We start from the raw sequence: 22,870 nt of genomic DNA, 5'->3' as shown, positions 1-22,870 counted from the left end.
GGGATCCGGTCCGGTGGGAAGGTCGGGCCGGAATTATCGCCCATCGCCGGGGCGCCGGTGGTCCGGCGCCCGGCATTCGCGGGCGATGGCGGCCGACGAGGATGACCGCCACCGCCCGCGACTGACGTGAACCTCAGTGTTTCTGCATCGCGTCGTACATCGACGCCAGGCGGTCCTTCGCGGCGAGCTTCTCGCGTTTCATCTGCGACAGCGTGGCTTCGTCCACCGGCAACACGCCCAGTTCGGCGTTGAGCACCTTCTTGTCCAACTCCTTGTGCCGGTAGTAGAGCTGTCGGAACTCGACATTGCCCTTCATGATTTCCTCGAGTTCCACCTGCGAGTGCGCTTCGAACATGAAATCCTCCTGACACGAATGCGAACGCCCCGGCCGGCGACGGCAGGGGCGTTGCGGGGACGGCATCCAGGAACGGGCGTCGGACGATCCGATCAGGCATGCGACGCCGCGCGGTGGGCGGACGTCGGGGACCTCGTGGGGGATCATCTCGGTCATCGGCCTGGCTCGTTGACCGGGCGGCGGGACAAGGGAACGTGCCACCCGGCGAATCCGACCCTACTCCCGGGCCGGGACGGCGGCAAGGCCCCTCGGGACGGCGCGGACAGCCGGACGCAGTCAGCGCGGTAAACGTTTCCGGCCGCCTGCCCCGCGCAACCGCGCCACGACGCGGCCCGCGAGTGAAGACGCGTCCAACTCATTGATTCCAATTGGATTCATGGTTGTGAGGCCGGCTGCAGGATCAGGGTGCACCACCGCCCGTCCGGGCAACTGAGCCCAAGTCCCGGGCACCGCGCCGGCGAGGCCGGCGCAGTGGGACCTCAAGGCTCCAGGCTCTTGAGCAGCTCGGCCTCGCGGCGCTTGAGCTCGGCCTCGCGCTGCCGTGCAGCACGCAGCTTGGCGGCCTCGCCACTCGCCACGCCCTGCAACACGGTCTCGGCCTGCTGGCGGGCGGCCAGCTCCTCCTCGGCCGCCAGGCGGAGGCGCGCGGCCTCCTCGGCCTGGATCTGCGCCTGGATGCGCAGCCGCTCGGCCTCCTGGCGGGCGCGTACCGCGTCCTGCCGGCTGGCGTCGACCAGCAACTGGCCGCGCTCGCGCTCGAGTTCGCCCAGCTCCCGCCGCGCGACCTCGGTCTGCGCCGCGATCTCGGCCGTCTCCACCCGCCACTGCGCGATCTGCAGCGCCGAAGCGCGCTGGCTGCTCTTCGCCGCAGCCAGCGCGGCCAGCGCCTGGCGCGCCTGCAGGCGTTCGTAGGCGGCCGCGCCGGCGGTCCCGGCGTCGGCGTCGATGGCCTGCAGGCGGCGCTGGAGGCCGGACACGTCGGCGTCGTCGCTCGACTGCGCCCAGGCCGCCGGCGTGGCCAGCGCCAGGGCGAGCATCAGGATCGGCAGGCGCATGCTCATTCCTCCACCTGCAGCCGCTGCCGCAGGTTCGTGATCTCGGCCCGGCGCTGCGCCAGTTCCGATTCGGTGACGGCCTGGCGCGCGCGGGCGTGCGCGAGATCGGCGAGCGCGGACGCCGACAGCGCCAGCGTCCGCGCCTCGGCGTCGCGGCCATTGCCGGCCGCGGCCTGGGCCTGCTCGAGCGCGCGGCGCGCCTGGGCGATCTGGGTCGGTGCGTACTGGTCGGCATCGCCGTCGCCGGCGCGCGCGACCGACAGCCGGGCGGCGGCCAGTTCCTCGGTCGGCGGCGGCTGGCTGGCGCAGGCGGCGAGCAACAGGGCGCATGCGAGCACGGACGCGCGCAGCGCCGGCCGGATGTATGCGAAGCTTGTCTTCATCGAACCGTCGTGCCCGGAGAGCGTGATTGCGGGCATTGTCGTCAGCAATACCGGCACGCGCAATGCGTCCCGGACGCCCGTGGGGAATTCGTACATGGACATCGGCCATTTCCTGAAGCTGATGACGGAGCAGCACGCGTCGGACATGTTCCTGAGCACCGGCGCGCCGATCCACATCAAGGTCGAGGGCCGGCTGCAACCGCTCGAGGGCACGAACTTGGCGCCCGGCGTCGTGCGCCAGGTCGCCTACGCGCTGATGGACGAGCAGCAGGTCCGGCGCTTCGAGCGCGACCTGGAGATGAATCTGGCCTACTCGCTGCCCGAGGTCGGCCGTTTCCGCATCAACGTCTTCCGCCAGCGCGGCGAGACCAGCATGGTGGTGCGCGCGATCAGCGGCCGGATCCCGGACATCGAGCAGTTGCAGCTGCCGCAGGTGCTCAAGGACGTGATCATGGCGCCGCGCGGGCTGGTGCTGATCGTCGGCTCGACCGGGTCGGGCAAGTCGACGACGCTCGCCTCGATGATCGACCACCGCAACGCGGGCACCGCGGGCCACATCCTCACGATCGAGGACCCCATCGAGTACCTGCACCGGCACAAGAAGTCGCTGGTCAACCAGCGCGAGGTCGGGATCGACACCCAGACCTTCCACAACGCGCTCAAGAACGCGATGCGCGAAGCGCCGGACGTGATCCTGATCGGCGAGATCCTCGACGCGACGACGATGGAGGCGGCGATCGCGTTCGCCGAGACCGGGCACTTGTGCCTGGCGACGCTGCATTCCAACAACGCCGACCAGACGATCGAGCGCATCCTCAACTTCTTCCCCGAGGCCGCGCACAAGAACGTGCTGATGAACCTGTCGCTGAACCTGCGCGCCGTGGTCTCCCAGCGCCTGGTCGAGGGCGTGGACGGTCGCCGCCTGCCGGCCACCGAAGTGCTGCTCAATACGCCGACGATCCGCGACCTGCTGCGCCGCGGCCAGGTCCACGAGGTCAAGCAGGCGATGGAGGAGTCGCTCGAGGACGGCATGGAGACCTTCGACCAGTGCCTGTACCGGCTCTACAAGAGCGGGCGCATCGCGCGCGAGACCGCGCTGCGCGCCGCCGACTCGCGCGACGGCCTGGACCTGAAGTTCCGGCTGTCGGAGGGCGCGACGGAGGCCCACGACCCGTACGCGGACGTGTTCGCGCCGCAGACGCTGTAGCGCCGCGGGCCTACGCGGCGTCGGGCTGGACCTCGGGCCGGGCGGCGGCGAACGCCGGCAGCGCCAGGCATGCCGCCTCGACCGCGAGGATGCGCGGGTACGGCGCGAGGTCGATGCCGAAACGCCGGGCGTTGTAGAGCTGCGGCACCAGCGCGCAGTCGGCGAGCCCGGGCGTATTCCCGACGCAGAACGCGCCTGCCGCAGACGCGTCGCCGAGCAGCGCCTCGAATGCCGCGAGCCCGTCGGCGACCCAGCGCTCGATCCAGCGCGCGCGCCCGGCCGCCTCGATGCCCCACTCGCGCTCGAGGAACTGCAGCACGCGCAGGTTGCCGAGCGGATGGATGTCGCAGGCGACCAGTTGTGCGAGCGCGCGGGCGCGCTGCCGCGACGAGGCGTCCGCCGGCAGCAGCGGCACCTCCGGCCAAGTCTCGTCGAGGTATTCGATGATCGCCAGTGACTGGGTCAGCATCCGCCCGCCGTGCTGCAGCGCCGGCACCAGCCGCTGCGGATTGCGCGCCGCGTGCGCGGGCATGCGCTGCTCGCCGCCGTCGCGCAGCAGGTGCACCGGCCCGCTCTCGAACGCCAGGCCCTTGAGGTGCAGCGCGATGCGCACGCGGTACGCGGCGCTCGAGCGCCAGTAGCCGTACAGCGTCAGCGCGTCGCTCACGCGTCCGCGTCCGCAGGCGCGTGGCGCTCGACCACCTGCTCGATCGCACCGAAGATGCTGGCCCCCGACGCATCGAGCATCTCGATGCGCACGGTGTCGCCGAACGACAGGAACGGCGTCTTCGGCGCACCGTGCTCGAGCGTCTCCACGGTGCGCCGCTCGGCGAAGCACGACGCGCCCTTGCCGGTGTCGGCATTGGCGATGGTGCCCGAACCGACGATCGTGCCGGCGGTCAGCGGCCGCGTCCTGGCCGCGTGCGCGATCAGCTGCGCGAAGTCGAACTGCATGTCCACGCCCGCGTCGGGCGCGCCGAACCATGCGCCGTTGACGTGGGTCAGCAGCGGCAGGTGCACCTTGTTGTCGCGCCACGCCTCGCCCAGTTCGTCGGGCGTCACGAACACCGGGCTCAGCGCCGAGCGCGGCTTGGACTGCAGGAAACCGAAACCCTTGGCCAACTCGCCCGGGATCAGGTTGCGCAGACTGACGTCGTTGACCAGGCCGACGAGCTGGATGTGGCCGGCCGCCTGCGCCGGCGTCGCCGCCATCGGCACGTCGTCGGTGACGACGACGATCTCGGCCTCCAGGTCGATGCCGTGGTCTTCGCTGGTCACCTTGACCGTGTCGCGCGGGCCGTAGAACCCGGCACTGGTCGCCTGATACATCAGCGGATCGGTATAGAAGCTCTCGGGCACCTCGGCGCCGCGCGCACGTCGCACGCGCTCGACGTGCGGCAGGTAGGCGCTGCCGTCGACGAACTCGTAGGCGCGCGGCAGCGGCGCGGCGAGCCGGGCGACGTCGAGATCGAACACGCCATCCGCGTCCCCGGCGTTGAGCGATTCGTAGAGCGCATTGAGCCGGGGCGCGGCGTTCGACCAGTCGTCGAGCGCCTGCTGCAGCGTCGCCGCGACCCCGGTGGCGCGGACCGCCGTGGCCAGCTCGCGCGAGACGACGATCAGGGTGCCGTCGCGGCCGCCCTCCTTCAGTGAACCCAGCTTCATGGCAACTCCGGTTGGCGTCGGCTATTCGTTGCGATTGTAACCAAGTGCCGGCCCGCGTTCAGTCCTCGCCCTGGAACGCGCCGCTGCGATAGGTCAGCACCAGCGTATCGCGATGACCGGCGTCGTCGATCGGCTGGATCGGCGTCGATTCGTGGATGACGCGGTGGTCGTCGAGCAGCAGCGCCGACCAGGGTTGGGTCAGCGTGAAGCGCTGGCCGTTGGGGCCGTCGGCGTCGAAGACGCGAGTTTCGCCGCCCTTGATGCCCTCGCGCGCCACCAGCAGCACCGCGACGAAATCCACGCCGTCGCGATGCGCGCCCTCCGGCGTTGGCCGGCCGATGCCGTCGGTCGTGTCGATGCGGAACTGGTGCGCCTCGACGTACCACGGCAGGCCGGCACGGACCTGGCCGAACACCGCGCCCAGGCCGACGACCAGCGCCGTCCATGCCGGCGCGGCGGCGGTGCGCGCCGGGATCGGCTCGAACCATCGGTGCATGCCACCGTGCAGCGCGTTGTAGGCCTCCGACTGCCAGTGCGCGCGCCGGGCCGCGGGCACGAGCCGGTCGGCGTGCTGCACGAAGCAGGCATGCCGGCGCCGGCGGTAGCGCCCGCCGTCGCGCAGGTGGCCGTCCGGAGGCAGCGCGTCCCAATCCGGATGCAACGCCTCGAGACCGGCGATCGCGACGCCGCACAGGTCGGTCAGCGCGTCGGGCGGCAGCACCGCGAAGCCGCGGGCCTTCAGGTCGGCGGTTGCGGTCGTCGCACGGGACAGCGGCGGGAGATGGGTGTGCATCGGCGGATTCTAGGGCGTGTCGCGCGACCTGCGGGCCACGTCGCGTCGCGCGACACCGGACACGAGCGTGCGCCCACGAAAAAGCCCGCCTTTCGGCGGGCTCGTTCGTTTTGTATGGCAGCCCCGGATGGATTCGAACCACCGAATGCCTGAGTCAGAGTCAGGTGCCTTACCGCTTGGCGACGGGGCTATGGATCTATTGTACCGCCGAAACCGCTGCACATCGCAAGTCCCGGCGACCCCGGATCCACGCGCGAAGCGCGGATCCGGACCAGCGCGATCAGCGCTTGGAGAACTGCGTGGCGCGGCGTGCCTTGTGCAGGCCGACCTTCTTGCGCTCGACCTCGCGCGCATCGCGGGTCATGAACCCGGCCTTGCGCAGCTCGGTCTTCAGCGTCTCGTCGTACTCGACCAGCGCGCGCGAGATGCCCAGGCGGATCGCACCGGCCTGGCCGGTGGTGCCGCCGCCGGTCGCGGTGACGACGACGTCGAAGGTCTCGGTGTTCTGGGTCAGCTCGAGCGGCTGGCGCACGATCATGCGCGCGGTCTCGCGGCCGAAGAACTCGTCGAGCGGACGGTCGTTGACGGTGATCTTGCCGGTGCCCTTGCGCAGGAACACGCGGGCGACGGAGGACTTGCGACGGCCGGTGCCGTAATTCTGGGTGATAGCCATGACTTAGAGTTCCAGGGGCTGCGGCTGCTGGGCGGCGTGCGGATGCTCGGCACCCTTGTACACCTTGAGCTTGCGGTACATGGCACGGCCGAGCGGATTCTTCGGCAGCATGCCCTTGACGGCGATCTCGATCACGCGCTCGGGATGGCGCTCGAGCGCCTGGCCCAGCGATTCGGTCTTGAGGTTGCCGATGTAGCCCGTGAAACGGTGATAGAGCTTGTCGGTCATCTTCTTGCCGGTCACCGCGATCTTCTCGGCGTTGACCACGACGATGTAGTCGCCGGTGTCGACGTGCGGGGTGTAGACGGGCTTGTGCTTGCCGCGCAGGCGGTGGGCGATTTCCGCGCTCAGGCGGCCCAGCGTCTTGCCGGTGGCGTCGACGAGATACCAGTCGCGCTGGACGGTCTCGGACTTGGCGGTGAAAGTCTTCATGACGGGATTGGTACTCGGTCGGTGACTGGTCGGGCTGGTTGCGCCGGTGGCCGGCGGAACGTCGCCTCGCGTTGTGTACGGTGCAGCAAAGAGGCGGGATGATAGCGCGCCGGCCGGGGGCGTGCAACTTGCCCAAGTTCCGCGCTGGCGTCGCCGGCGCGCACTCCCGACAATGGCCTTCCTTCCCCCGCAGACTGGAGCACCGCGATGACCCACGTCCGGCCACGATTCGGCCCGCTCGACCGGCTGCTGGTCGAGAGCCAGCGCGCGCTCGACACCGTCTTCGGCAACCCGCCCGCGGCCCGCCCCAACCCGGCGTCGGGAACGCCGGACGTGGTGCTCGATGCGCCGGAGCGGCAGCACGCGGCCGGCCTGATGCGGATCAACCACGTCGGCGAGGTCTGCGCCCAGGGCCTGTATTTCGGCCAGGCCGCGGTCGCCCGGGAACCGGAGACCCGCCGCCACCTGCTCGAGGCGGCCCAGGAGGAGACCGACCACCTGGCCTGGTGCGCGCAGCGCCTGCGCGAGCTCGACAGCCGGCCCAGCGTGTTCAACCCGCTCTGGTACGGCGGCAGCTACGCGCTGGGCGTGCTCGCCGGCCTGCGCGGCGACGGCTGGAACCTGGGTTTCGTGGTCGAGACCGAGCGCCAGGTCGAGGCGCACCTGGACGAGCACCTGGAGACGCTGCCGCCGGCCGATGCGCGCAGCCGCGACATCCTGCGCCAGATGAAGGAGGACGAGGCCCGGCACGCCGACCACGCCGAACTGGCCGGCGCCCGCGTGCTGCCGTGGCCGATCCCCGCGATGATGTCGGCCGCCTCGTCGGTGATGAAGACGGTGGCATACCGGCTGTAGCGCGGGCGAATGCCCGTGCTACAGCCGGGGATTCGGGATTGGGGATTCGGGATTGGCGAAGCGCCCCGCAAATGGAAAACGGCCCCGCACGATGCGGAGCCGTTGTCGGCTGAAGCCTGGGGTCCGGCGGGATCACGCTTTCACGAACCGCAAATCCCCAATCCCGAGGAACCGCGTCAACAGCCGGGGATTCGGGATTGGGGATTCGGGATTGGCGAAGCGCCCCGCAAATGGAAAACGGCCCCGCACGATGCGGAGCCGTTGTCGGCTGAAGCCTGGGGTCCGGCGGGATCACGCTTTCACGAACCGCAAATCCCCAATCCCGAAGAACCGCGTCAGTCGACGAGGTTGCGCCCGTGGTACAGCTCCTCGATCTCGCGCTTGAGGCGGGCCTCGATCTTCATCCGGTCCTTGAACGAGAGGTTGCGCGCCTTCTCCTCGAACAGGTACTGGTCGAGGTCGAAATCCTTGAGATGCATCTTCGTGTGGAAGATGTTCTCCTGGTAGACGTTCACGTCGAGCGCGTCGTACCGCGACTTGATGTTCTTGGCCAGGTAATCCTGGATCGAGTTGATCTTGTGGTCGATGTAGTGCTTCTTGCCCTTCACGTCGCGGGTGAAGCCGCGCACGCGGTAGTCCATCGTCACGATGTCCGACTCGAGGCTCTCGATCAGGTAGTTGAGCGCCTTGAGCGGCGAGATCACGCCGCAGGTGGCCACGTCGATGTCGGCGCGGAAGGTCGCGATGCCGTTGTCGGGGTGCGTTTCCGGATAGGTGTGCACGGTGATGTGCGACTTGTCCAGGTGCGCGACCACCGCGTCGGAGATCACGCCCTTGGCCTGCGACTTGTCGATCACCGGCTCCTCGGAAATGAGGATCGTCACCGACGCGCCCTGCGGCTCGTAGTCCTGGCGCGCGACGTTGAGGATGTTGGCGCCGATGATCTCGGCCACGTCGGTCAGGATCTGCGTCAGCCGGTCGGCGTTGTAGACCTCGTCGATGTAGGCGATGTAGCGCTGCCGCTCGTCCTCGGACGCGGCGTAGCAGACGTCGTAGATGTTGAACGACAGGGCCTTGGTCAGGTTGTTGAAACCCTGGAGCTTCAGGCGCGGGAGCGGTTTGACCACAGCGGTCGACCCTCGGGGGTTGGGCGAAACGGCGATTATGCGGCAAACCGGGGGCCACCCGCGACCTCGTGTCGCGGCCGTTTGCCCCCGGCGGGCCGACCGCCTACTCTTCGGCATTCCTTGCTGCGACGCCTCATGCTCCCCAACTCCGTGGCCCTGATGAGTCCCCACGTCCGCACGCCGCATCCGATGTCGCCTTCGGCAGCGGCGATCGAGCGCTTCCTCGCCCATTGCCACCGCCGGCGCTACCCGCCGCGCAGCGAGGTGTTCCGGCCGGGCGATCCGGCGGGCACGCTGTACTACGTGGTCAGCGGGTCGGTCAGCATCATCACCGAGGAGGACGACGGCCGCGAACTGGTCCTGGGCTACTTCGGGCCGGGCGAGATGGTCGGCGAGATGGGGCTGTTCATCGAGTCGGACGTGCGCGAGGTCATCCTGCGCACCCGCACCCAGTGCGAGCTGGCCGAGATCAGCTACGAGCGGCTGCACCAGCTGTTCGAGACCACGCTGGCCGGCGACGCGACCTCGATCATGCACGCGATCGGCGCGCAGCTTTCGCGCCGGCTGCTCGACACCAGCCGCAAGGCCGGCCGGCTGGCGTTCCTGGACGTCACCGACCGCATCGTGCGCACGCTCCACGACCTGACCCGCGAACCCGATGCGATGAGCCACCCGCAGGGCACCCAGTTGCGGATCTCGCGGCAGGAGCTCGCGCGGCTGGTCGGCTGCTCGCGCGAGATGGCCGGCCGCGTGCTCAAGAAGCTGCAGGCCGACGGCAAGCTCACCGCGCGCGGCAAGACCGTCGTGCTGTTCGGGACCCGGTAGGCGGCCATGGGCGCCGGCCATTTCGGACCGCGGGGCGACCTGCCCGATGCCGACCTGCGCAGCGCGTCGGCGATCGACGCCGACGACGTCGCCGCGCTGCTGTCGGAAATGGGCTACCCCTGCGGGGTCGCCGAGGCGCGCGAGCGCATCGTCGCGGTGACCGCCAACGACCGCCAGGCGCTGGTCGTGGCGCGCAGCGGCGGGCGGGTCTGCGGGCTGGTCGCGCTGGACTTCATGTACTACCTGCCGCTGGGCACGACAACGTGCCGGATCACCGCGCTGGTGGTCACCGACACGGCCAAGGGCCAGGGACTGGGACGCCAGCTGCTGAAGGAGGCCGAGCGCCGTGCGCGCTTCGGCGGGGCTGCGCGCCTGGAGCTGACCAGCGGCTCGCAGCGCAGCGATGCACACGCGTTCTACCGGGCCTGCGGCTTCTCCGACGGCACCCTGCGCTTCATCAAGCGGCTCGGCGACGCCTGACGCGACGGCGGCGTCCCCGGCGGCCGGTATGCTGTCGCCGACGATGGCAACGGACCGCACATGGCGCTCGGCGACCAATTCCTGTTCTTCGTGCTGGTCGGCCTGGCCGCCCAGCTGATCGACGGCGCGCTGGGCATGGCGTTCGGCCTGGTGTCCTCCTCGGTGCTGCTGAGCATGGGCGTGCCGCCGGCGGCGGTCAGCGCCAGCGTGCACACCGCCGAGGTGTTCACGACCGGCGCCTCGGGCGTGTCGCACCTGGCGATGCGCAACGTCGACCGGCGGCTGTTCTTCCGCCTGGCGATCCCGGGCATGGTCGGCGGCGTGATCGGCGCCTATGTGCTGACCCAACTGCCAGGCGACGTGGTGCGCCCGTTCATCTACGCCTACCTGCTGGTGCTGTCGGTCCTGATCCTGCTGCGCGCCGCCGGTCGGATGCTGCCCCGGCGCGAGGTGCAGCGGATGCCGGTGCTCGGCTTCTTCGCCGGCCTGCTCGACGCCAGCGGCGGTGGCGGCTGGGGCCCGGTCGCGACCTCGACGCTGCTGGCGCGCGGCGGCGTGGCGCGCACCACGATCGGCACCGTCAACGCGGCCGAGTTCCTGGTCACGCTGTCGATCTCGGCCACGTTCTTCCTGACCATCGGCCTCCAGCACCTGGACGTCGTGCTCGGCCTGCTGGTCGGCGGCATGATCGCCGCGCCCCTGGCGGCGCTGTTCGTGCGCCACGTGCGCGAGCGCTGGGTGCTGCTCGCGGTGGGCCTGCTGGTGATGGCGATCAGCCTCTACCAGATCGGCCGGACACTGCTGGCCTGACATGGAACGCCGACAGAACGTAGACCTGTAGGAGCGCGCTCGCGCGCGAAGCCGGCTTTCCCGATTACGCCCCCTCGCCTGCGAGCGCGCGCCTACAGGTGGTGCTGCGGTCTCATGAGGGCACCGGGTCGCCGGCGCGGTCGGCGCAGCCCCAGTTGAGGATCGGCGTGCCGGCCGGCAGTTCGCGCCGGAACATCGCCACCGTCCCCGCCTTCGGGTTGACGACGACCGGCGACCTGGCCGCCCGGAGCAGCGGCAGGTCGGCGCTCGAATCGGAATAGGCGACGTCGATGTCGCCGTAGCCGCGCTCGCGCAGCATCCGCATCTTCTCCTCGGCGTGACAGTGTCGCGTGGCCACGACGGCGCCCAGCTTGGGGCCGACCGCGGTGCCGATCACCGGCACGGTCTCGTGCGCGACGAAGGCCAGGATCGCACGCGCCAGCTCCGGCGGCGCGCCGGTCGCCACGACCACGCGGTCGCCGGCCTCGCGGTGGCCGTGCAGCGCGTCGAGCGCGACGGGCAGCAGCCGCGGGCGGATCTGGCCGGCATGGCGGGCGACGTAGAGGTCGATCAGCCGGTCGAGCGACCCGCGGCTGTCGAGCCCGACGGTGCCGATCCAGACGTAGCCGGAGATACCGTAGCGGCGCGTCGGCAGGAACGCGATCATCGGCCCGAGCACCGGCGTGGCCAGCAGGGCGAGCGCGGTGCGCCAGGCGCTGCGTCGGATCAGCCAGCGGAACAGGTGCGTGCCCGAGTCGCCGTCGTAGAGGGTGTGGTCGAAATCGAAGACCACGGTGCGCGGCGCGCCCTGTGGCGGCGAGATCGCCTCCGCGTCCGCACCTGCCACCGCATCGCCGGCCGCGGCCGGTGCCAGCAGCCCGGCCAGCGTCGGCGGCGCGCCGGTCGGTGCGGACGCGGGCGCCGCGACGGGCGGCGCGGCGGCGTCGACGATCACCGGCGTCAGCGGCACGCGCGCCGCATCCGCAGCGTCCGCCCCCTCGGAGGCGGCCGCGGGCGGCGCGATGACGTCCGGAGCGGGCGGGGCCGGCGAGAACAGCCGGGCGAGCGCGGCGCCCGGATCGGGCTCGCGCATGAAGGCCTCGCCGACCAGGAACGCCTGCACGCCGGCATCGCGCATCCGCGCGACGTCGTCCCGTGTGTGGATGCCGCTCTCGGTGACCAGGCGCCGGTCGCGCGGCACCGCGCCCTGCAGCGACAACGTGGTGTCGAGCGAGACCTCGAAGCTGCGCAGGCTGCGGTTGTTGATGCCCAGCAGCGGCGAGGGCACCTGCAGCGCGCGCTCGAGCTCGTCGATGTCGTGCACCTCGACCAGCACGTCGAGGTCCATCGACATCGCCAGCCCCGCCAGTTCGACGAGCTGGCGGTCGTCGAGCGCGGCGACGATCAGCAGGATGCAGTCGGCGCCGAGCGCGCGCGATTCGTGCACCTGCCAGGGATCGACGATGAAGTCCTTGCGCAGCACCGGCAGCGTACAGGCGGCGCGCGCCTGTACCAGGTAGTCGTCGGCCCCCTGGAAGAAGTCGATATCGGTCAGCACCGACAGGCAGGCGGCACCGCCGGCGGCGTAGCTGCGGGCGATGTCGGCGGGGTGGAAATCGGCGCGGATCACGCCCTTCGACGGGCTGGCCTTCTTGACCTCGGCGATCACCGCCGCATCGCCGGCGGCGATCCTGGCCTCGATCGCCGCGGCGAACCCGCGCACCGGGCCGGCATCGGCCGCACGCGCGGCGATCTCGGCCAGCGGGCGGGCGGCGCGGCGCGCGGCCACTTCTTCGTGTTTGCGCGCGACGATGCGCTGCAGGACGTCGTTCAAGATCGTAGGGCCGCGGCGGACGATGGGGGCCGCCCACGATACCGCAGGCGGCGCCGCTCCTGCCCGCGGGGCGGCGTCTTCAGCCGGCGGTGCGGCCGCCGGTCGCCGCGACGAACGCGTCCAGCCGCGCACGCGCGCCGCCGTCGGAGATCGCCTTGGCCGCGCGCACGACCCCGTCGGCGATCGAGTCGACCACGCCGGCGACGTACAGCGCCGCGCCGGCGTTGAGGCAGACGATGTCGCGCGCCAGGCCCGGCGTGTCGTCGAGCGCGGACAGCAGCAGCGCCTTCGACTCGGCCGCGTCGGCGACGCGCAGGTTGCGGCTGGCCGCCATCGCGATGCCGAAGTCCTCGGGATGGATCTCGTACTCGCGCACCTGGCCGTCGCGCAGCTCGCCGACCAGCGTGCCGGCGCCCAGCGAGATCTCGTCCATGCCGTCGCGGCCCCAGACCACCAGCGCGCGCTCGGCGCCCAGTTCCCGCAGCACGCGGACCTGGATGCCGACCAGATCGGGGTGGAACACCCCCATCAGGATGTTCGGCGCGCCGGCCGGGTTGGTCAGCGGCCCGAGGATGTTGAAGATCGTGCGCACGCCCATCTCGCGGCGCACCGGCGCGACGACCTGCATCGCCGGGTGGTGCACCGGTGCGAACATGAAGCCGATGCCGGTACGCGCGATGCAGTCGGCGACCGCGTCGGGCTGCAGGTCGATGCGCGCGCCCAGCGCCTCGAGCACGTCGGCGCTGCCGGACTTCGACGACACGCTGCGGTTGCCGTGCTTGGCGACCTTGGCCCCGGCCGCGGCGACCACGAACATGCTCGCCGTGGAGATGTTGAACGTGTGCGCGCCGTCGCCGCCGGTGCCGACGATGTCGACCAGCTGCGCCCGGTCCGCGTCGGCGACCGGGACGGGCAGCGCGAACTCGCGCATGACCTGCGCGGCGCCGGCGATCTCGTCGACGGTCTCCTTCTTCACCCGCAGCCCCGACAGGATCGCCGCGGTCATCAGCGGCGACACCTCGCCGCGCATGATCTGGCGCATCAGCTCGACCATCTCGTCGCGGAAGATCTCGCGGTGCTCGATCGTGCGTTGCAGGGCTTCGTGGGGCGTGATGGGCATGGGGTATCCGTGGGCTGGGGAATACGTGATCGGGGAAGATCCCGCCGCCGTCGTCCGCGACGGTGGCGCGCGCCGACCGCGGTCAGCGCGTCAGGAAGGTCTTCAGCAGCGCGTGGCCGTGCTCGGTGAGGATCGACTCGGGATGGAACTGCACGCCCTCGACCGGGTGCGTGCGGTGGCGCAGGCCCATGATCTCCTCGACCGAGCCGTCGTCGTGCTCGGTCCAGGCGGTGACCTCCAGGCAGTCGGGCAGCGACGCGCGCTCGACGACCAGCGAGTGGTAGCGCGTGGCCTCGAACCGGTCGGGCAGCCCGGCGAACACGCCGCGGCCCTCGTGGCGGATCGGCGAGGTCTTGCCGTGCATGATCCGGCCGGCGCGGACCACCTGCCCGCCGTAGGCCTGGCCGAGCGCCTGGTGGCCCAGGCACACGCCCAGGATCGGCACCGTCGGGCCCAATCGCTCGATCAGCGCCAGGGACACGCCGGCCTCGTTCGGCGTGCAGGGGCCGGGCGAGATCACGATGCGCTCGGGCGCGAGGCGCTCGATCTGCTCGACGGTCAACGCGTCGTTGCGCTCCACCCGGACCTCGGCGCCGAGCGCCTGCAGGTACTGCACGAGGTTCCAGGTGAAGCTGTCGTAGTTGTCGAGCATCAACAGCACGTCTTCGCACCCTGACGGTTCGGGGAATCGGGTGACGCGACGTCGCGACGGCACCGGCGGCGCGCCGGCGGCGGCCGGCACGTCCCGCATTATCCGTCGCGCGGCCGCAGGCCGACACCCCCGGCGCGGACCGCGGCGGATCGCCGGTGCATACTCGATCGTCCCGGACCCGCGCGGCCGCCCTCCCGGACCGACGGCATGAACGCTCCAGCCGACCCGCATCGCCCGCGTCCGCTGCACGCGCTGCTCGACCTGCGGCGCGGCGAGACCGGGCCGGTGCTCGCGGCCGCGGCGTTCTTCTTCTGCATCCTGACCGCGCTGATGCTGCTGCGCCCGGCGCGCGACGCGCTGGGCATGGAGCGCGGCATCGACAGCGTGCGCTGGCTGTTCGTCGGCACCGCCGTGGTGACGCTGGCGGTCAATCCGGTCTTCGGCTGGCTGGCCGCGCGGCTGCGCCGGTTGCCGCTGGTCGGCGCGACCTACGGCTTCTTCGTGCTGAGCCTGGCCGGCTTCTGGGCGCTGCTGGCGTTCGCGCCGGGCGCGGTCGGCGCACGCAGCGGCCAGGTGTTCTACGTCTGGTTCAGCGTCTTCAACCTGTTCGTGACCATGGTGTTCTGGGCGCTGCTGGCCGAGCGCTTCACCAGCGACCAGGGCAAGCGGCTGTTCGCGCCGATCTCGGTCGGCGGCACGCTCGGCGCGATCTTCGGGCCCTGGCTGACCGCGCGGCTGGCCGAACCGCTGGGGGTGCCCAGCCTGCTGCTGGTCGCCGGCGGCTTCCTGCTGCTGGCGCTGGTCGCGGCGTGGCGGCTGATGCGGGCCGCGCCGCCCCGCGGCGATGCCACCGCCGCGACGGCGACGCGCGGCGCGCGCGAGGACACCGCGCCGATCGGCGGCAGCGCCTGGGCCGGCATCGGCGCGGTGCTGCGCTCGCGCTACCTGGGCGGCATCGCCGGCTACGTGCTGCTGATGACGGTGGTCGCGACGTTCGTGTACTTCACCCGTCTGCAGATGGTCGCCGCTGCGGCCGACGACGTGGACACGCGCGCGGCGATCCTGGGCGACATCGACATGTGGACGCAGATCGCGGTGCTGGCGCTGCAGCTAGCGCTGACCGGGCGGATCATCCGGCGTTTCGGGCTGGGCGTGGCGCTGGCGATCCTGCCGCTGGCCACCGCGATCGGCTTCGTCGGCCTGGCGCTCTACGGCTCGTTCGTCGCGCTGGTGCTGCTGGAGGCGGCCAACCGCGCCGTGCAGCGCGGCATCACGCGGCCGGCGCGCGAGGCGCTGTTCACCGTGGTCGCGCGCGAGGACAAGTACAAGGCCAAGGCCTTCGTCGACACGTTCGTCTATCGCGCTGGCGACGTGGTCGGGGCGCAGACGGAGGGATGGCTCGGCCGGCTGGGCCTGGGACTGGCCGCGCTGACCGGCGCGGTGCTGCCGCTGGCGCTGCTGTGGGCGGCGCTGGGCCTGTGGCTCGGCCGCGAACAGGCGCGACGCGCGCGAGCGCCGGCGACGGACGCGCAGCGCGGCACGGGCGATCGCGGCCCGTCCTGACCTGGATCAGGGCGGACGCCGGGCCTGGCGCGCAGCATGCGGGCCTCACCCCGGAGACCACGATGACCGCTGCCGCCCCCGACTACACCGCCCACCCCTTCGACGCCCGCGGCATCGCCCGGCGTTTCCGCCACTCGGCGATCTTCGGCGCGCTGGGCGCGCTGCAGCCGGGCGAGGCGATGCGCTTCGTCAACGACCACGACCCGCTGCCGCTGCTCGACCAGCTGCGCGAGCGCTTCGGCGAGCGGCTCGAGATCGCCTACCTGCAGCGCGACCCGGGCGCCGTCGCGATCGACTTCATCATCCGGAGCTGACACCGTGGGCTTTCCCGCGTTCTTCGACCGAGCCCCGGTGCTGCGCCTGCGCGACGACCTGTCGATGCTGCTCGGCGCGACGCCCGACGGGCTTATCGAGTAGCGCTAAGCCGACGCCGTGCGCCTGGCCGGGCATTCGTGCCCGACGGTCGCCGGCGCGTGGCTGTGCGCGCGTGCCGGGCTGCGCGCGCTGCTCGATGGTGCGCGCCGTTGCCTGATCGCAGTCGCCGGCGCGGGCGGCTACAGCCCCTTCGCAGCCTGCGCGACCGCGCGGAACAGCGCGCGCCCCTTGTTCATCGTCTCGGCCCATTCCATCTCGGGATCGGAGTCGTACACGATCCCCGCGCCGGCCTGCACGTACAGACGGCCGTCCTGGATCACCGCGGTGCGGATCGCGATCGCGGTGTCGGCGTCGCCGTGCCAGCCGATGTAGCCGACCGCGCCCGAGTACACGTTGCGCTTGACCGGCTCGAGGCTGCGGACGATCTCCAGCGCGCGCACCTTCGGCGCGCCGCTCACCGTGCCGGCCGGGAATGTCGCGCGCAGCACGTCGGCATAGCTCAGGCCGTCCTTCAGGCGGCCGGTGACCTCGCTGACGATGTGCATGACGTGGCTGTAGCGCTCGATGACGAAGCGCTCGCCGACCTCGACCGTGCCCGGCGCCGAGACGTGGCCGACGTCGTTGCGGCCCAGGTCGATCAGCATCAGGTGCTCGGCGCGCTCCTTGGGATCGGCGAGCAGTTCGGCCTCCAACGCCTGGTCCTGCGCCGGGGTCGCGCCGCGCGGGCGCGTGCCGGCAATCGGCCGCACCGTGACCGCGTCGCCCTGCAGGCGCACGAGGATCTCCGGCGACGAACCCACGACCTGGGTGCCGCCGACGTCGAGGAAGTACATGTACGGCGACGGGTTGAGTGCGCGCAGTGCGCGGTAGACGTCGACCGGCCGCGCCTGGAACGGCACCGACATGCGCTGCGACAGCACGACCTGGAACGCGTCGCCGGCGGCGATGTAGTCCTTGACCGTGGCCACCGCGTCGACGAAGCCCTCGCGCGTGAAGCCGGACACGAAGTCCGACTCGTCCAGCGCCGCCGGCTGCAGCGTCTCGGGATAGCCCGCCCCGCCCTGGCGCAGGCGGTGGCTGAGCGCGTCGAGCCGGCGGTTGGCGCGCGCCCAGGCCTGCGGCTCGCGCGGGTCGGCATGCACGATCAGGTACAGCCGGCCCTTGAGGTTGTCGAACACCGCGACCTCGGTGCTGAGCATCAGCAGGATGTCGGGCGTGCCCAGTTCGTCGCGAACGTCGGGCCGTACCGCGTCGCGCAGGCGCGGCTCGATGTACTCGATGCATTCGAAGCCGAACCAGCCGACCAGGCCGCCGGCGAAGCCCGGCAGTCCGTCGACGCGCGGCACCGAGTGCTCGGCGCGCAGGCGCTCGACCTCGGCGAACGGATCGGCGACCTGCCGCGTGTCGATCGTCTCGCCATGCTCGCTGACGGTCAGCGTGTGGCCGTGGAACGCGTACACCCGCGCCGCCGGCAGGCCGATGATCGAATGCCGGCCGAAACGCTCCCCGCCCTCGACCGACTCGAACAGGTAGGTATGCGGCCCGTCGGCCAGCTTGAGGTAGACCGACAGCGGCGTGTCGAGGTCGGACAGCACCTCGCGCACCACGGGGATGCGGGTATGGCCGTCAGCGGCGTACTGCTGGAACTGGGACTGCGAGATCACGCGGCATTTCCTCGGAGAGCGGGCGGTCGGGCACGGCGGCGGCGGGACGCCGCCATCGCCGGACGGTGCCGGGAACCCACACGTGCGAGGCAGCGAGGACGCGCATCCCGCTACTCTAGCGAGTCGCCCCGGGCGATGCGACCGTCGCCGGCGTCGCGCAGCGGGCAGTCCGCGGGCAGGTGCATGCGGATGCGGCCGGCGACGCATTCGACCGCGAAGCGGCGCGAGGCATGCGGTTCGCCGTCGAGGTTGAGCGTGAGCGGGGCGTCGGCCTCGACGACGAGCCGCGGCAGCCGGCGGCGCACGGCGACCTGGTCGAGCGCCGCGACCTTGCCCTCGACCAGCGCGGTGCGCAACGTCGCGACGACCTCGCCCTCGAGCTCGGGCACGATCGTCAGGTCGATCAGGCCGTCGTCGACCCAGGCGTCGGGGCACAGCGCCTGCCCGCCGCCGGCCTGGCGGCCGTTGCCGATGCCCAGCGCGACCAGGCCGCCGGTCCAGGCGAAGCCGGGGCCTTGCACGCGCGCCTGGATCGGCTCGATCCGGCCCAGCCGCGACAGGCCGGTCACGAAGTAGGCCAGGCCGCCGAGCATGCGCTTGAGCCCGTCGCGCGTCTCCACCGTCACCTGCGTGCCGAAGCCGCCGGAGGCCAGGTTCGCGCACCACAGCACGGTGTCGTCGTCGGCCTCCACGCGCAACACGTCGACGGGCCGCGGCGGCAGCTCGGCGACCAGCGCGAGCGCGTCGTGCGGCTCCATGGGGAGCTGCGCCGCGGTCGCGAAGTCGTTGGCGGTGCCCAGCGGCAGCAGGCCGACCGACGGCAGCGCGTCGGCCGCCTCGGGACGCGCGGCGAGCGCAGAGACCACGGCGTTGAGCGTGCCGTCGCCGCCGCCCACGACCAGGGTGTCGACACCCTCGGCCAGCGCCTCGTCGACGAACCGGGCGGCATCGCCGGCTTCCCAGGTCACGCGCACCGCCAGCGCGACGCCGCGGCCGCGGATCGCCGCGACCGCCTCGCGCACGGCCTCCTCACTGGCCGACTTGCCGTTGAGGACCAGACACCAGGACGGAGCGGACATGGGGGCGATACGTGGGGAAGGTGGCGCAGCGTAGCGGAGCGCGCCGCGCGCTCCGTTAAGCGGCCCTCACGGCCACGCGAAGGCAGGCGTCATCACGCTGTCATCGGACGCGCGGAGCATGGAAGGCCATAGCAGGGACGACGGGCGGAGGCAGGATCAGCCTCCAATCTTCCGGAAGGCCGCATCGCAGGATGCGGCCTTTCTTCTTGGCGCATTTCCATGCGTGGATTCTTCTTCGGATGGACAGCCGCCTGTCGGCCGGTAGCCGCTCTTCCCTCGGCAGGACATCCTGTCCTGACTCGGGCGCACGCCATCCATGGCGCGCTCGACGCGGCCACCGGTGGTCCGTCGTGGGCGCCTGCCGGGTACCGCGCCCAGTCGCGGCCCGATATCCGCTTGGTGGTCACGGCACCCGGCAGGCGCTGGACACGGATGCGATGGCGGGCCGGAAAGCGGGCGACATCGCACAGGGTCAATGCGACTTCCAGAGCAGAGCCGAACGCCGTGATCGAGAAACGGAAGCAGGAGCAGAACTACCCTGACTCGGGTCAAGAGCCGCTTCTTTCAGCGAGATCGACGTGACCCAAGCCCGGGATGAGGCCGGCCGCGCGGCGCTTCGCTCAGGCCGACAGGTCGCCGGCGCGGGCGATCTGCGCGCGCATCGCCTCGACGACGGCGCGGTAGTCGGGCTGGCCGAAGATCGCCGAGCCGGCGACGAAGGTGTCGGCGCCGGCGGCGGCGATCGCGCCGATGTTGTCGGGCTTCACGCCCCCGTCGATCTCCAGCCGGATCGGCTTGCCGGTGGCGTCGATGCGCTCGCGCACGCGGCGCAGCTTGTCGAGCGTCGAGGGAATGAACGCCTGGCCGCCGAAACCGGGATTGACCGACATCAGCAGCACCATGTCCAGGTCCTCGAGCACGTAGTCGAGCGCCTCGACCGGGGTCGCCGGGTTCAGCACCAGGCCGGCCTGGCAGCCCTCGGCGCGGATCAGCTGGATCGTGCGGTGGACGTGGCGGCTGGCCTCGGGATGGAAGCTGATCAGCGTCGCGCCGGCGCGGGCGAAGTCCGGCACGATGCGGTCGACCGGCTCGACCATCAGGTGCACGTCGATCGGCGCGGTTACGCCGTGCTTGCGCAGGGCCTCGCACACCAGCGGCCCGATCGTCAGGTTCGGGACGTAGTGGTTGTCCATCACGTCGAAGTGCACCCAGTCGGCACCGGCGGCGAGCACGGCATCGACCTCCTCGCCGAGCCGGGCGAAGTTGGCGGACAGGATCGAAGGCGCGATGACGGCGGGCTGCATGGACGGTTCCGGGAGCGACGGGAGGGCGCGGCGGGCGCCGCAGGCCGCCATTCTACGCGGCAGCGCACGCCGCCCCAGCGGTTCGCCGGGCACCGGCGTCCGGGCCCGGAGCCCGAGCTGAGGACGGCTCGGCCGTTGCGCACCGACGATGCGTGTGCGCCGCGCGCCTCAGCGCCGTGGCCGCTTCCGGCCGTCGCGGCCGCGACGTAGGCGATCGTAGGCGGCATTGAGCTCCGCGGCGCGCGCCTCGGCCTGCGCCCGCAGTTCCGGCGCGGCGCCGGCGACCCGGTCGGGGTGGTACTGCGAGATCAGCCGGCGGTAGGCCTGGTCGATCTGGTCCTGCGACGCGTCGGGCGCCAGCCCGAACACCGCATGGTCCTTCTGCGCCCGCGGAGCCAGCCAGCCGGCATCGAACGCATGCCCGACGATCAGCCCGATCAGCCCGCCCGCCGGGTGGCGCAGCAGCAGCCATCCGGCGATGAAGCCCAGCAGTTTTCCGTACCAGCGTTGCATGCCCGGCAGTGTAGCGGTTCGACGCCGCTGCGGCCGTCCTGGGCGCCCCCTGCACCGCGGCCGCGTTCGCACTACACTTGCCGACCGTTTTGCGACGCAACCCGGACCACCCCTGTGTCGACGACCCTGCTCGAAGCGAACCTGCCCGGCCTCCACCTGCGCCATCGCGGCAAGGTCCGCGATGTGTTCGAGCTCGGCGAGGAGCGGCTGCTGATCGTCGCCACCGACCGCCTGAGCGCGTTCGACGTCGTGCTGCCCGACCCGATCCCCGGCAAGGGCGAGATGCTGTGCCAGATCAGCAATTTCTGGTTCGAGCAGACCGCGGCGCTGATGCCCAACCACCTGACCGGCATCGACGTGGCCAGCGTCCTGCCTGCGGGGGTCGATCCCGCGCTCTATGCGCAGCGCGCGGTGGTGACCAAGAAGCTCAAGCCGGTGCCGGTCGAGGCCATCGCCCGCGGCTACCTGATCGGCAGCGGCTGGAAGGACTACCAGCGCACCGGCCGCGTCAGCGGCATCGCCCTGCCCGGCGACCTGCGCCAGGCCGAGCGCCTGCCGCAGCCGATCTTCACCCCGTCGACGAAGGCCGCGGTCGGCGACCACGACGAGAACATCGACTTCGACACGATGGTGCGCAGCATCGGCGCCGATCTCGCCGAACAGGTCCGCGACGCGACCCTGCGCCTGTACGCGCACGCCGCCGCGCATGCCGCCGAGCGCGGCATCATCCTGGCCGACACCAAGTTCGAGTTCGGCACCGATGCCGACGGCCGCCTGTACGTGATGGACGAGATGCTCACGCCCGATTCGTCGCGTTACTGGCCCGCCGACGAGTACCGGGTCGGCATCAGCCCGCCCAGCTACGACAAGCAGATCGTGCGCGACTACCTCGAGACGCTGGACTGGGACAAGACCGCGCCGGGCCCGCGGCTGCCGCCCGAGGTCGTCGAGCGCACCCGCGCGCGCTATGCCGAGGCCCTGCAGCGCCTGGCCGGGATCGCGATCGACTGAGGCCGCGCGTCCGGCCGCCCGGTTCAGTCCAGGCAGGCGTCGACGAGCCGGTCGAAGCCGGTGACGTCGCGGCGCATCGGATCGGCGACCGGCAGACCGAGTGTCCGGGCCAGCGACTCGCAGGCCTCGCCGGCGGCCGATGCGGGGAGCACGCCGGTATTCAGGCTCACCCCCGCGCAGCGGATCGCGGGGTTCGTGCGCCGGCCCAGCAGCAGGGTCGCCTCGACGACGGCCTCGATGGACGGCATCGGGTAGTCCTCGTAGCCGAGCATGTGCGTGCGGCCGTGCGCGTGGCAGACCACGAAGACGTCGGGCTGGCTGCCGTGCAGCAGGCCGAGGGTCACCCCGGCATAGGCGGGATGGAACAGCGAGCCCTGGCCCTCGATCACGTCCCAGTGGCCGTCGGCGGCGTCCGGGCTCAGCAGCTCGGCGGCACCGGCCGCGAAGTCGGCGACCACCGCGTCCATCGGGATGCCCTGCCCGGCGATCAGGATGCCGGTCTGGCCAGTGGCGCGCAGGTGCGCGTCGAGGCCGCGCTCACGGAACGCGGCCGCGAGCGCCAGCGCGGCGTATTTCTTGCCGAGCGCGCAGTCCGTGCCGACCGTGAGCAGGCGCCGGCCGCTGCGCTTGCGTCCGGTCGCGACCGGCAGGCCGCGCGGCGGCACGCGGATGTCGTGCAGTCGCCGGCCGAATCGTTCAGCCGCCTCGCGCAGCGCCGGGATGTCCGACAGCCGGGTGTGCATGCCGCTGACCAGGTCCAGCCCCGCCGCCAGCGCCGCGACCAGGCTCGGCAGCCAGGCCTCGGGAATGCGCCCGGCCGGCGTCGCCACGCCGATCACCAGGGCCCGCGCACCGGCCGCCACGGCCTGCGCCGGGTCGCACTGCGGCAGTCCGGTGCCGACGGTGCAGCCGGGCAGCCGCCATTCGCCGATGCAGGCCTCGGGTGCCCAGTCGCGCAGCCCGAACGCGGTCTTGGCGTAGCCGGGCACGGTGACGTCGCCCAGGAACAGCAGGTAGGGGCGCGGCAACGCGCCGGCGTCGTCGTGGGACGTTCGGGTCATCGGGGAGGCGGTCTGCGTTGAGGGGCGCGGCGCG

At 71.6% G+C, this 22,870-nt stretch carries 25 protein-coding genes, 1 tRNA gene and 1 pseudogene; 8 read left to right on the top strand and 19 right to left on the bottom strand.

What is annotated here, in order from left to right:
- Positions 1-133: 133 nt before the first annotated feature.
- The 3 genes from WQ56_RS14795 to WQ56_RS14785 all read right to left on the bottom strand — a co-directional run bounded on the left by WQ56_RS14795 (position 134) and on the right by WQ56_RS14785 (position 1,895).
- The gene (locus tag WQ56_RS14795; protein ID WP_047137910.1) at positions 134-355 is read right to left on the bottom strand and encodes a YdcH family protein; all 222 of its coding nucleotides are present in this window, start codon (positions 353-355) and stop codon (positions 134-136) included.
- 479 nt (positions 356-834) lie between these two features.
- A complete protein-coding gene (locus WQ56_RS14790; RefSeq protein WP_156170564.1) occupies positions 835-1,410 on the bottom strand; it encodes a hypothetical protein in 576 nt (191 codons plus the stop codon).
- 2 nt (positions 1,411-1,412) lie between these two features.
- Complete coding sequence (locus WQ56_RS14785) at positions 1,413-1,895, bottom strand: DUF4398 domain-containing protein (protein ID WP_231583430.1); 483 nt, start codon at positions 1,893-1,895, stop codon at positions 1,413-1,415.
- On the opposite strand from WQ56_RS14785, the gene WQ56_RS14780 reads away from it, so the two are divergent.
- Positions 1,888-3,000 carry a PilT/PilU family type 4a pilus ATPase gene (locus tag WQ56_RS14780; RefSeq protein ID WP_047137908.1) on the top strand — a complete coding sequence of 371 codons (1,113 nt, stop codon included), beginning with the start codon at positions 1,888-1,890 and terminating at the stop codon, positions 2,998-3,000. The two genes, WQ56_RS14785 and WQ56_RS14780, sit on opposite strands and share 8 nt — an antisense overlap.
- A 10-nt stretch (positions 3,001-3,010) precedes the next feature.
- Here WQ56_RS14780 and maiA read toward each other — a convergent pair whose 3' ends face one another.
- The 6 genes from maiA to rplM form a co-directional block, all read right to left on the bottom strand.
- Positions 3,011-3,667, bottom strand: coding sequence for a maleylacetoacetate isomerase (maiA, locus tag WQ56_RS14775; RefSeq protein ID WP_047137907.1), 657 nt, complete (start codon positions 3,665-3,667; stop codon positions 3,011-3,013).
- On the bottom strand, positions 3,664-4,665 hold the full coding sequence (locus tag WQ56_RS14770; protein ID WP_047137906.1) for a fumarylacetoacetate hydrolase family protein: 1,002 nt from the start codon (positions 4,663-4,665) through the stop codon (positions 3,664-3,666). Before WQ56_RS14770 ends, maiA begins: the two co-directional genes overlap by 4 nt.
- A 58-nt stretch (positions 4,666-4,723) precedes the next feature.
- Complete coding sequence (locus WQ56_RS14765; RefSeq protein ID WP_047137905.1) at positions 4,724-5,458, bottom strand: 2OG-Fe dioxygenase family protein; 735 nt, start codon at positions 5,456-5,458, stop codon at positions 4,724-4,726.
- 115 nt (positions 5,459-5,573) lie between these two features.
- A tRNA-Gln gene (locus WQ56_RS14760) sits at positions 5,574-5,648 on the bottom strand.
- A gap of 90 nt (positions 5,649-5,738) precedes the next feature.
- Positions 5,739-6,131 carry a 30S ribosomal protein S9 gene (gene rpsI / locus WQ56_RS14755; RefSeq protein WP_047137904.1) on the bottom strand — a complete coding sequence of 131 codons (393 nt, stop codon included), beginning with the start codon at positions 6,129-6,131 and terminating at the stop codon, positions 5,739-5,741.
- A 3-nt stretch (positions 6,132-6,134) separates the two neighbouring features.
- Positions 6,135-6,563, bottom strand: a complete 429-nt coding sequence (gene rplM / locus WQ56_RS14750; RefSeq protein ID WP_047137903.1) for a 50S ribosomal protein L13 — start codon at positions 6,561-6,563, stop codon at positions 6,135-6,137.
- A gap of 207 nt (positions 6,564-6,770) precedes the next feature.
- Between rplM and coq7 the strand changes: the two genes are divergently transcribed.
- The gene (gene coq7, locus WQ56_RS14745) at positions 6,771-7,418 is read left to right on the top strand and encodes a 2-polyprenyl-3-methyl-6-methoxy-1,4-benzoquinone monooxygenase (protein WP_047137902.1); all 648 of its coding nucleotides are present in this window, start codon (positions 6,771-6,773) and stop codon (positions 7,416-7,418) included.
- Between the two features lie 335 nt (positions 7,419-7,753).
- On the opposite strand, the gene speD is transcribed toward coq7, so the two are convergent.
- Positions 7,754-8,545: an adenosylmethionine decarboxylase gene (gene speD, locus WQ56_RS14740; protein WP_047137901.1), complete on the bottom strand. Its 792-nt coding sequence runs from the start codon at positions 8,543-8,545 to the stop codon at positions 7,754-7,756.
- A 135-nt stretch (positions 8,546-8,680) separates the two neighbouring features.
- Between speD and crp the strand changes: the two genes are divergently transcribed.
- Genes crp through WQ56_RS14725 form a run of 3 tightly spaced genes read left to right on the top strand, consistent with a single transcriptional unit; the run spans position 8,681 to position 10,660 of the window.
- Positions 8,681-9,370 (top strand): cAMP-activated global transcriptional regulator CRP, encoded by a 690-nt coding sequence (crp, locus tag WQ56_RS14735; protein WP_047137900.1) that lies wholly within the window; start codon positions 8,681-8,683, stop codon positions 9,368-9,370.
- A gap of 6 nt (positions 9,371-9,376) precedes the next feature.
- Positions 9,377-9,850: a GNAT family N-acetyltransferase gene (locus tag WQ56_RS14730; RefSeq protein ID WP_047137899.1), complete on the top strand. Its 474-nt coding sequence runs from the start codon at positions 9,377-9,379 to the stop codon at positions 9,848-9,850.
- A gap of 60 nt (positions 9,851-9,910) precedes the next feature.
- Positions 9,911-10,660, top strand: coding sequence for a sulfite exporter TauE/SafE family protein (locus WQ56_RS14725; protein WP_047137898.1), 750 nt, complete (start codon positions 9,911-9,913; stop codon positions 10,658-10,660).
- A 112-nt stretch (positions 10,661-10,772) separates the two neighbouring features.
- Here the strand turns inward: WQ56_RS14725 and WQ56_RS18210 are convergent, their stop codons facing one another.
- The 4 genes and pseudogenes from WQ56_RS18210 to WQ56_RS14710 all read right to left on the bottom strand — a co-directional run bounded on the left by WQ56_RS18210 (position 10,773) and on the right by WQ56_RS14710 (position 14,275).
- Positions 10,773-11,483 carry a haloacid dehalogenase-like hydrolase gene (locus WQ56_RS18210; protein WP_156170567.1) on the bottom strand — a complete coding sequence of 237 codons (711 nt, stop codon included), beginning with the start codon at positions 11,481-11,483 and terminating at the stop codon, positions 10,773-10,775.
- Between the two features lie 219 nt (positions 11,484-11,702).
- A pseudogene (gene trpC / locus WQ56_RS19370) lies at positions 11,703-12,494 on the bottom strand (indole-3-glycerol phosphate synthase TrpC); the annotation flags it as partial.
- Positions 12,495-12,573: 79 nt separating this feature from the next.
- Positions 12,574-13,614 (bottom strand): anthranilate phosphoribosyltransferase, encoded by a 1,041-nt coding sequence (gene trpD / locus WQ56_RS14715; RefSeq protein WP_047137897.1) that lies wholly within the window; start codon positions 13,612-13,614, stop codon positions 12,574-12,576.
- An 82-nt stretch (positions 13,615-13,696) separates the two neighbouring features.
- The gene (locus WQ56_RS14710; RefSeq protein ID WP_047137896.1) at positions 13,697-14,275 is read right to left on the bottom strand and encodes an aminodeoxychorismate/anthranilate synthase component II; all 579 of its coding nucleotides are present in this window, start codon (positions 14,273-14,275) and stop codon (positions 13,697-13,699) included.
- Between the two features lie 198 nt (positions 14,276-14,473).
- On the opposite strand from WQ56_RS14710, the gene WQ56_RS14705 reads away from it, so the two are divergent.
- Together WQ56_RS14705 and WQ56_RS14700 are read left to right on the top strand one after the other, a co-directional pair.
- On the top strand, positions 14,474-15,829 hold the full coding sequence (locus tag WQ56_RS14705; protein WP_047137895.1) for an MFS transporter: 1,356 nt from the start codon (positions 14,474-14,476) through the stop codon (positions 15,827-15,829).
- 62 nt (positions 15,830-15,891) lie between these two features.
- Positions 15,892-16,143, top strand: a complete 252-nt coding sequence (locus tag WQ56_RS14700; RefSeq protein WP_047137894.1) for a DUF2249 domain-containing protein — start codon at positions 15,892-15,894, stop codon at positions 16,141-16,143.
- 240 nt (positions 16,144-16,383) lie between these two features.
- On the opposite strand, the gene trpE is transcribed toward WQ56_RS14700, so the two are convergent.
- The 4 genes from trpE to WQ56_RS14680 all read right to left on the bottom strand — a co-directional run bounded on the left by trpE (position 16,384) and on the right by WQ56_RS14680 (position 20,764).
- Entirely contained in the window at positions 16,384-17,868 is a 1,485-nt protein-coding gene (gene trpE / locus WQ56_RS14695; RefSeq protein WP_047137893.1) for an anthranilate synthase component I, read from the bottom strand.
- Between the two features lie 110 nt (positions 17,869-17,978).
- Entirely contained in the window at positions 17,979-18,947 is a 969-nt protein-coding gene (gene yegS, locus WQ56_RS14690) for a lipid kinase YegS (RefSeq protein WP_047137892.1), read from the bottom strand.
- Positions 18,948-19,567: 620 nt separating this feature from the next.
- Positions 19,568-20,251, bottom strand: coding sequence for a ribulose-phosphate 3-epimerase (gene rpe, locus WQ56_RS14685; RefSeq protein WP_047137891.1), 684 nt, complete (start codon positions 20,249-20,251; stop codon positions 19,568-19,570).
- 168 nt (positions 20,252-20,419) lie between these two features.
- Positions 20,420-20,764, bottom strand: a complete 345-nt coding sequence (locus tag WQ56_RS14680) for a J domain-containing protein (RefSeq protein WP_047137890.1) — start codon at positions 20,762-20,764, stop codon at positions 20,420-20,422.
- A gap of 114 nt (positions 20,765-20,878) precedes the next feature.
- Between WQ56_RS14680 and WQ56_RS14675 the strand changes: the two genes are divergently transcribed.
- Positions 20,879-21,775, top strand: a complete 897-nt coding sequence (locus tag WQ56_RS14675) for a phosphoribosylaminoimidazolesuccinocarboxamide synthase (RefSeq protein ID WP_047137889.1) — start codon at positions 20,879-20,881, stop codon at positions 21,773-21,775.
- A 23-nt stretch (positions 21,776-21,798) separates the two neighbouring features.
- On the opposite strand, the gene WQ56_RS14670 is transcribed toward WQ56_RS14675, so the two are convergent.
- Positions 21,799-22,836: a DUF1611 domain-containing protein gene (locus WQ56_RS14670; protein ID WP_047137888.1), complete on the bottom strand. Its 1,038-nt coding sequence runs from the start codon at positions 22,834-22,836 to the stop codon at positions 21,799-21,801.
- Positions 22,837-22,870 lie beyond the last annotated feature (34 nt).

It is taken from the genome of Luteimonas sp. FCS-9 (assembly GCF_001014645.1).
Classification (GTDB): Bacteria; Pseudomonadota; Gammaproteobacteria; order Xanthomonadales; family Xanthomonadaceae; genus Luteimonas.
Note: the sequence above shows the minus strand (reverse complement) of the source record. Positions and strands in the feature narration are given on the sequence as shown.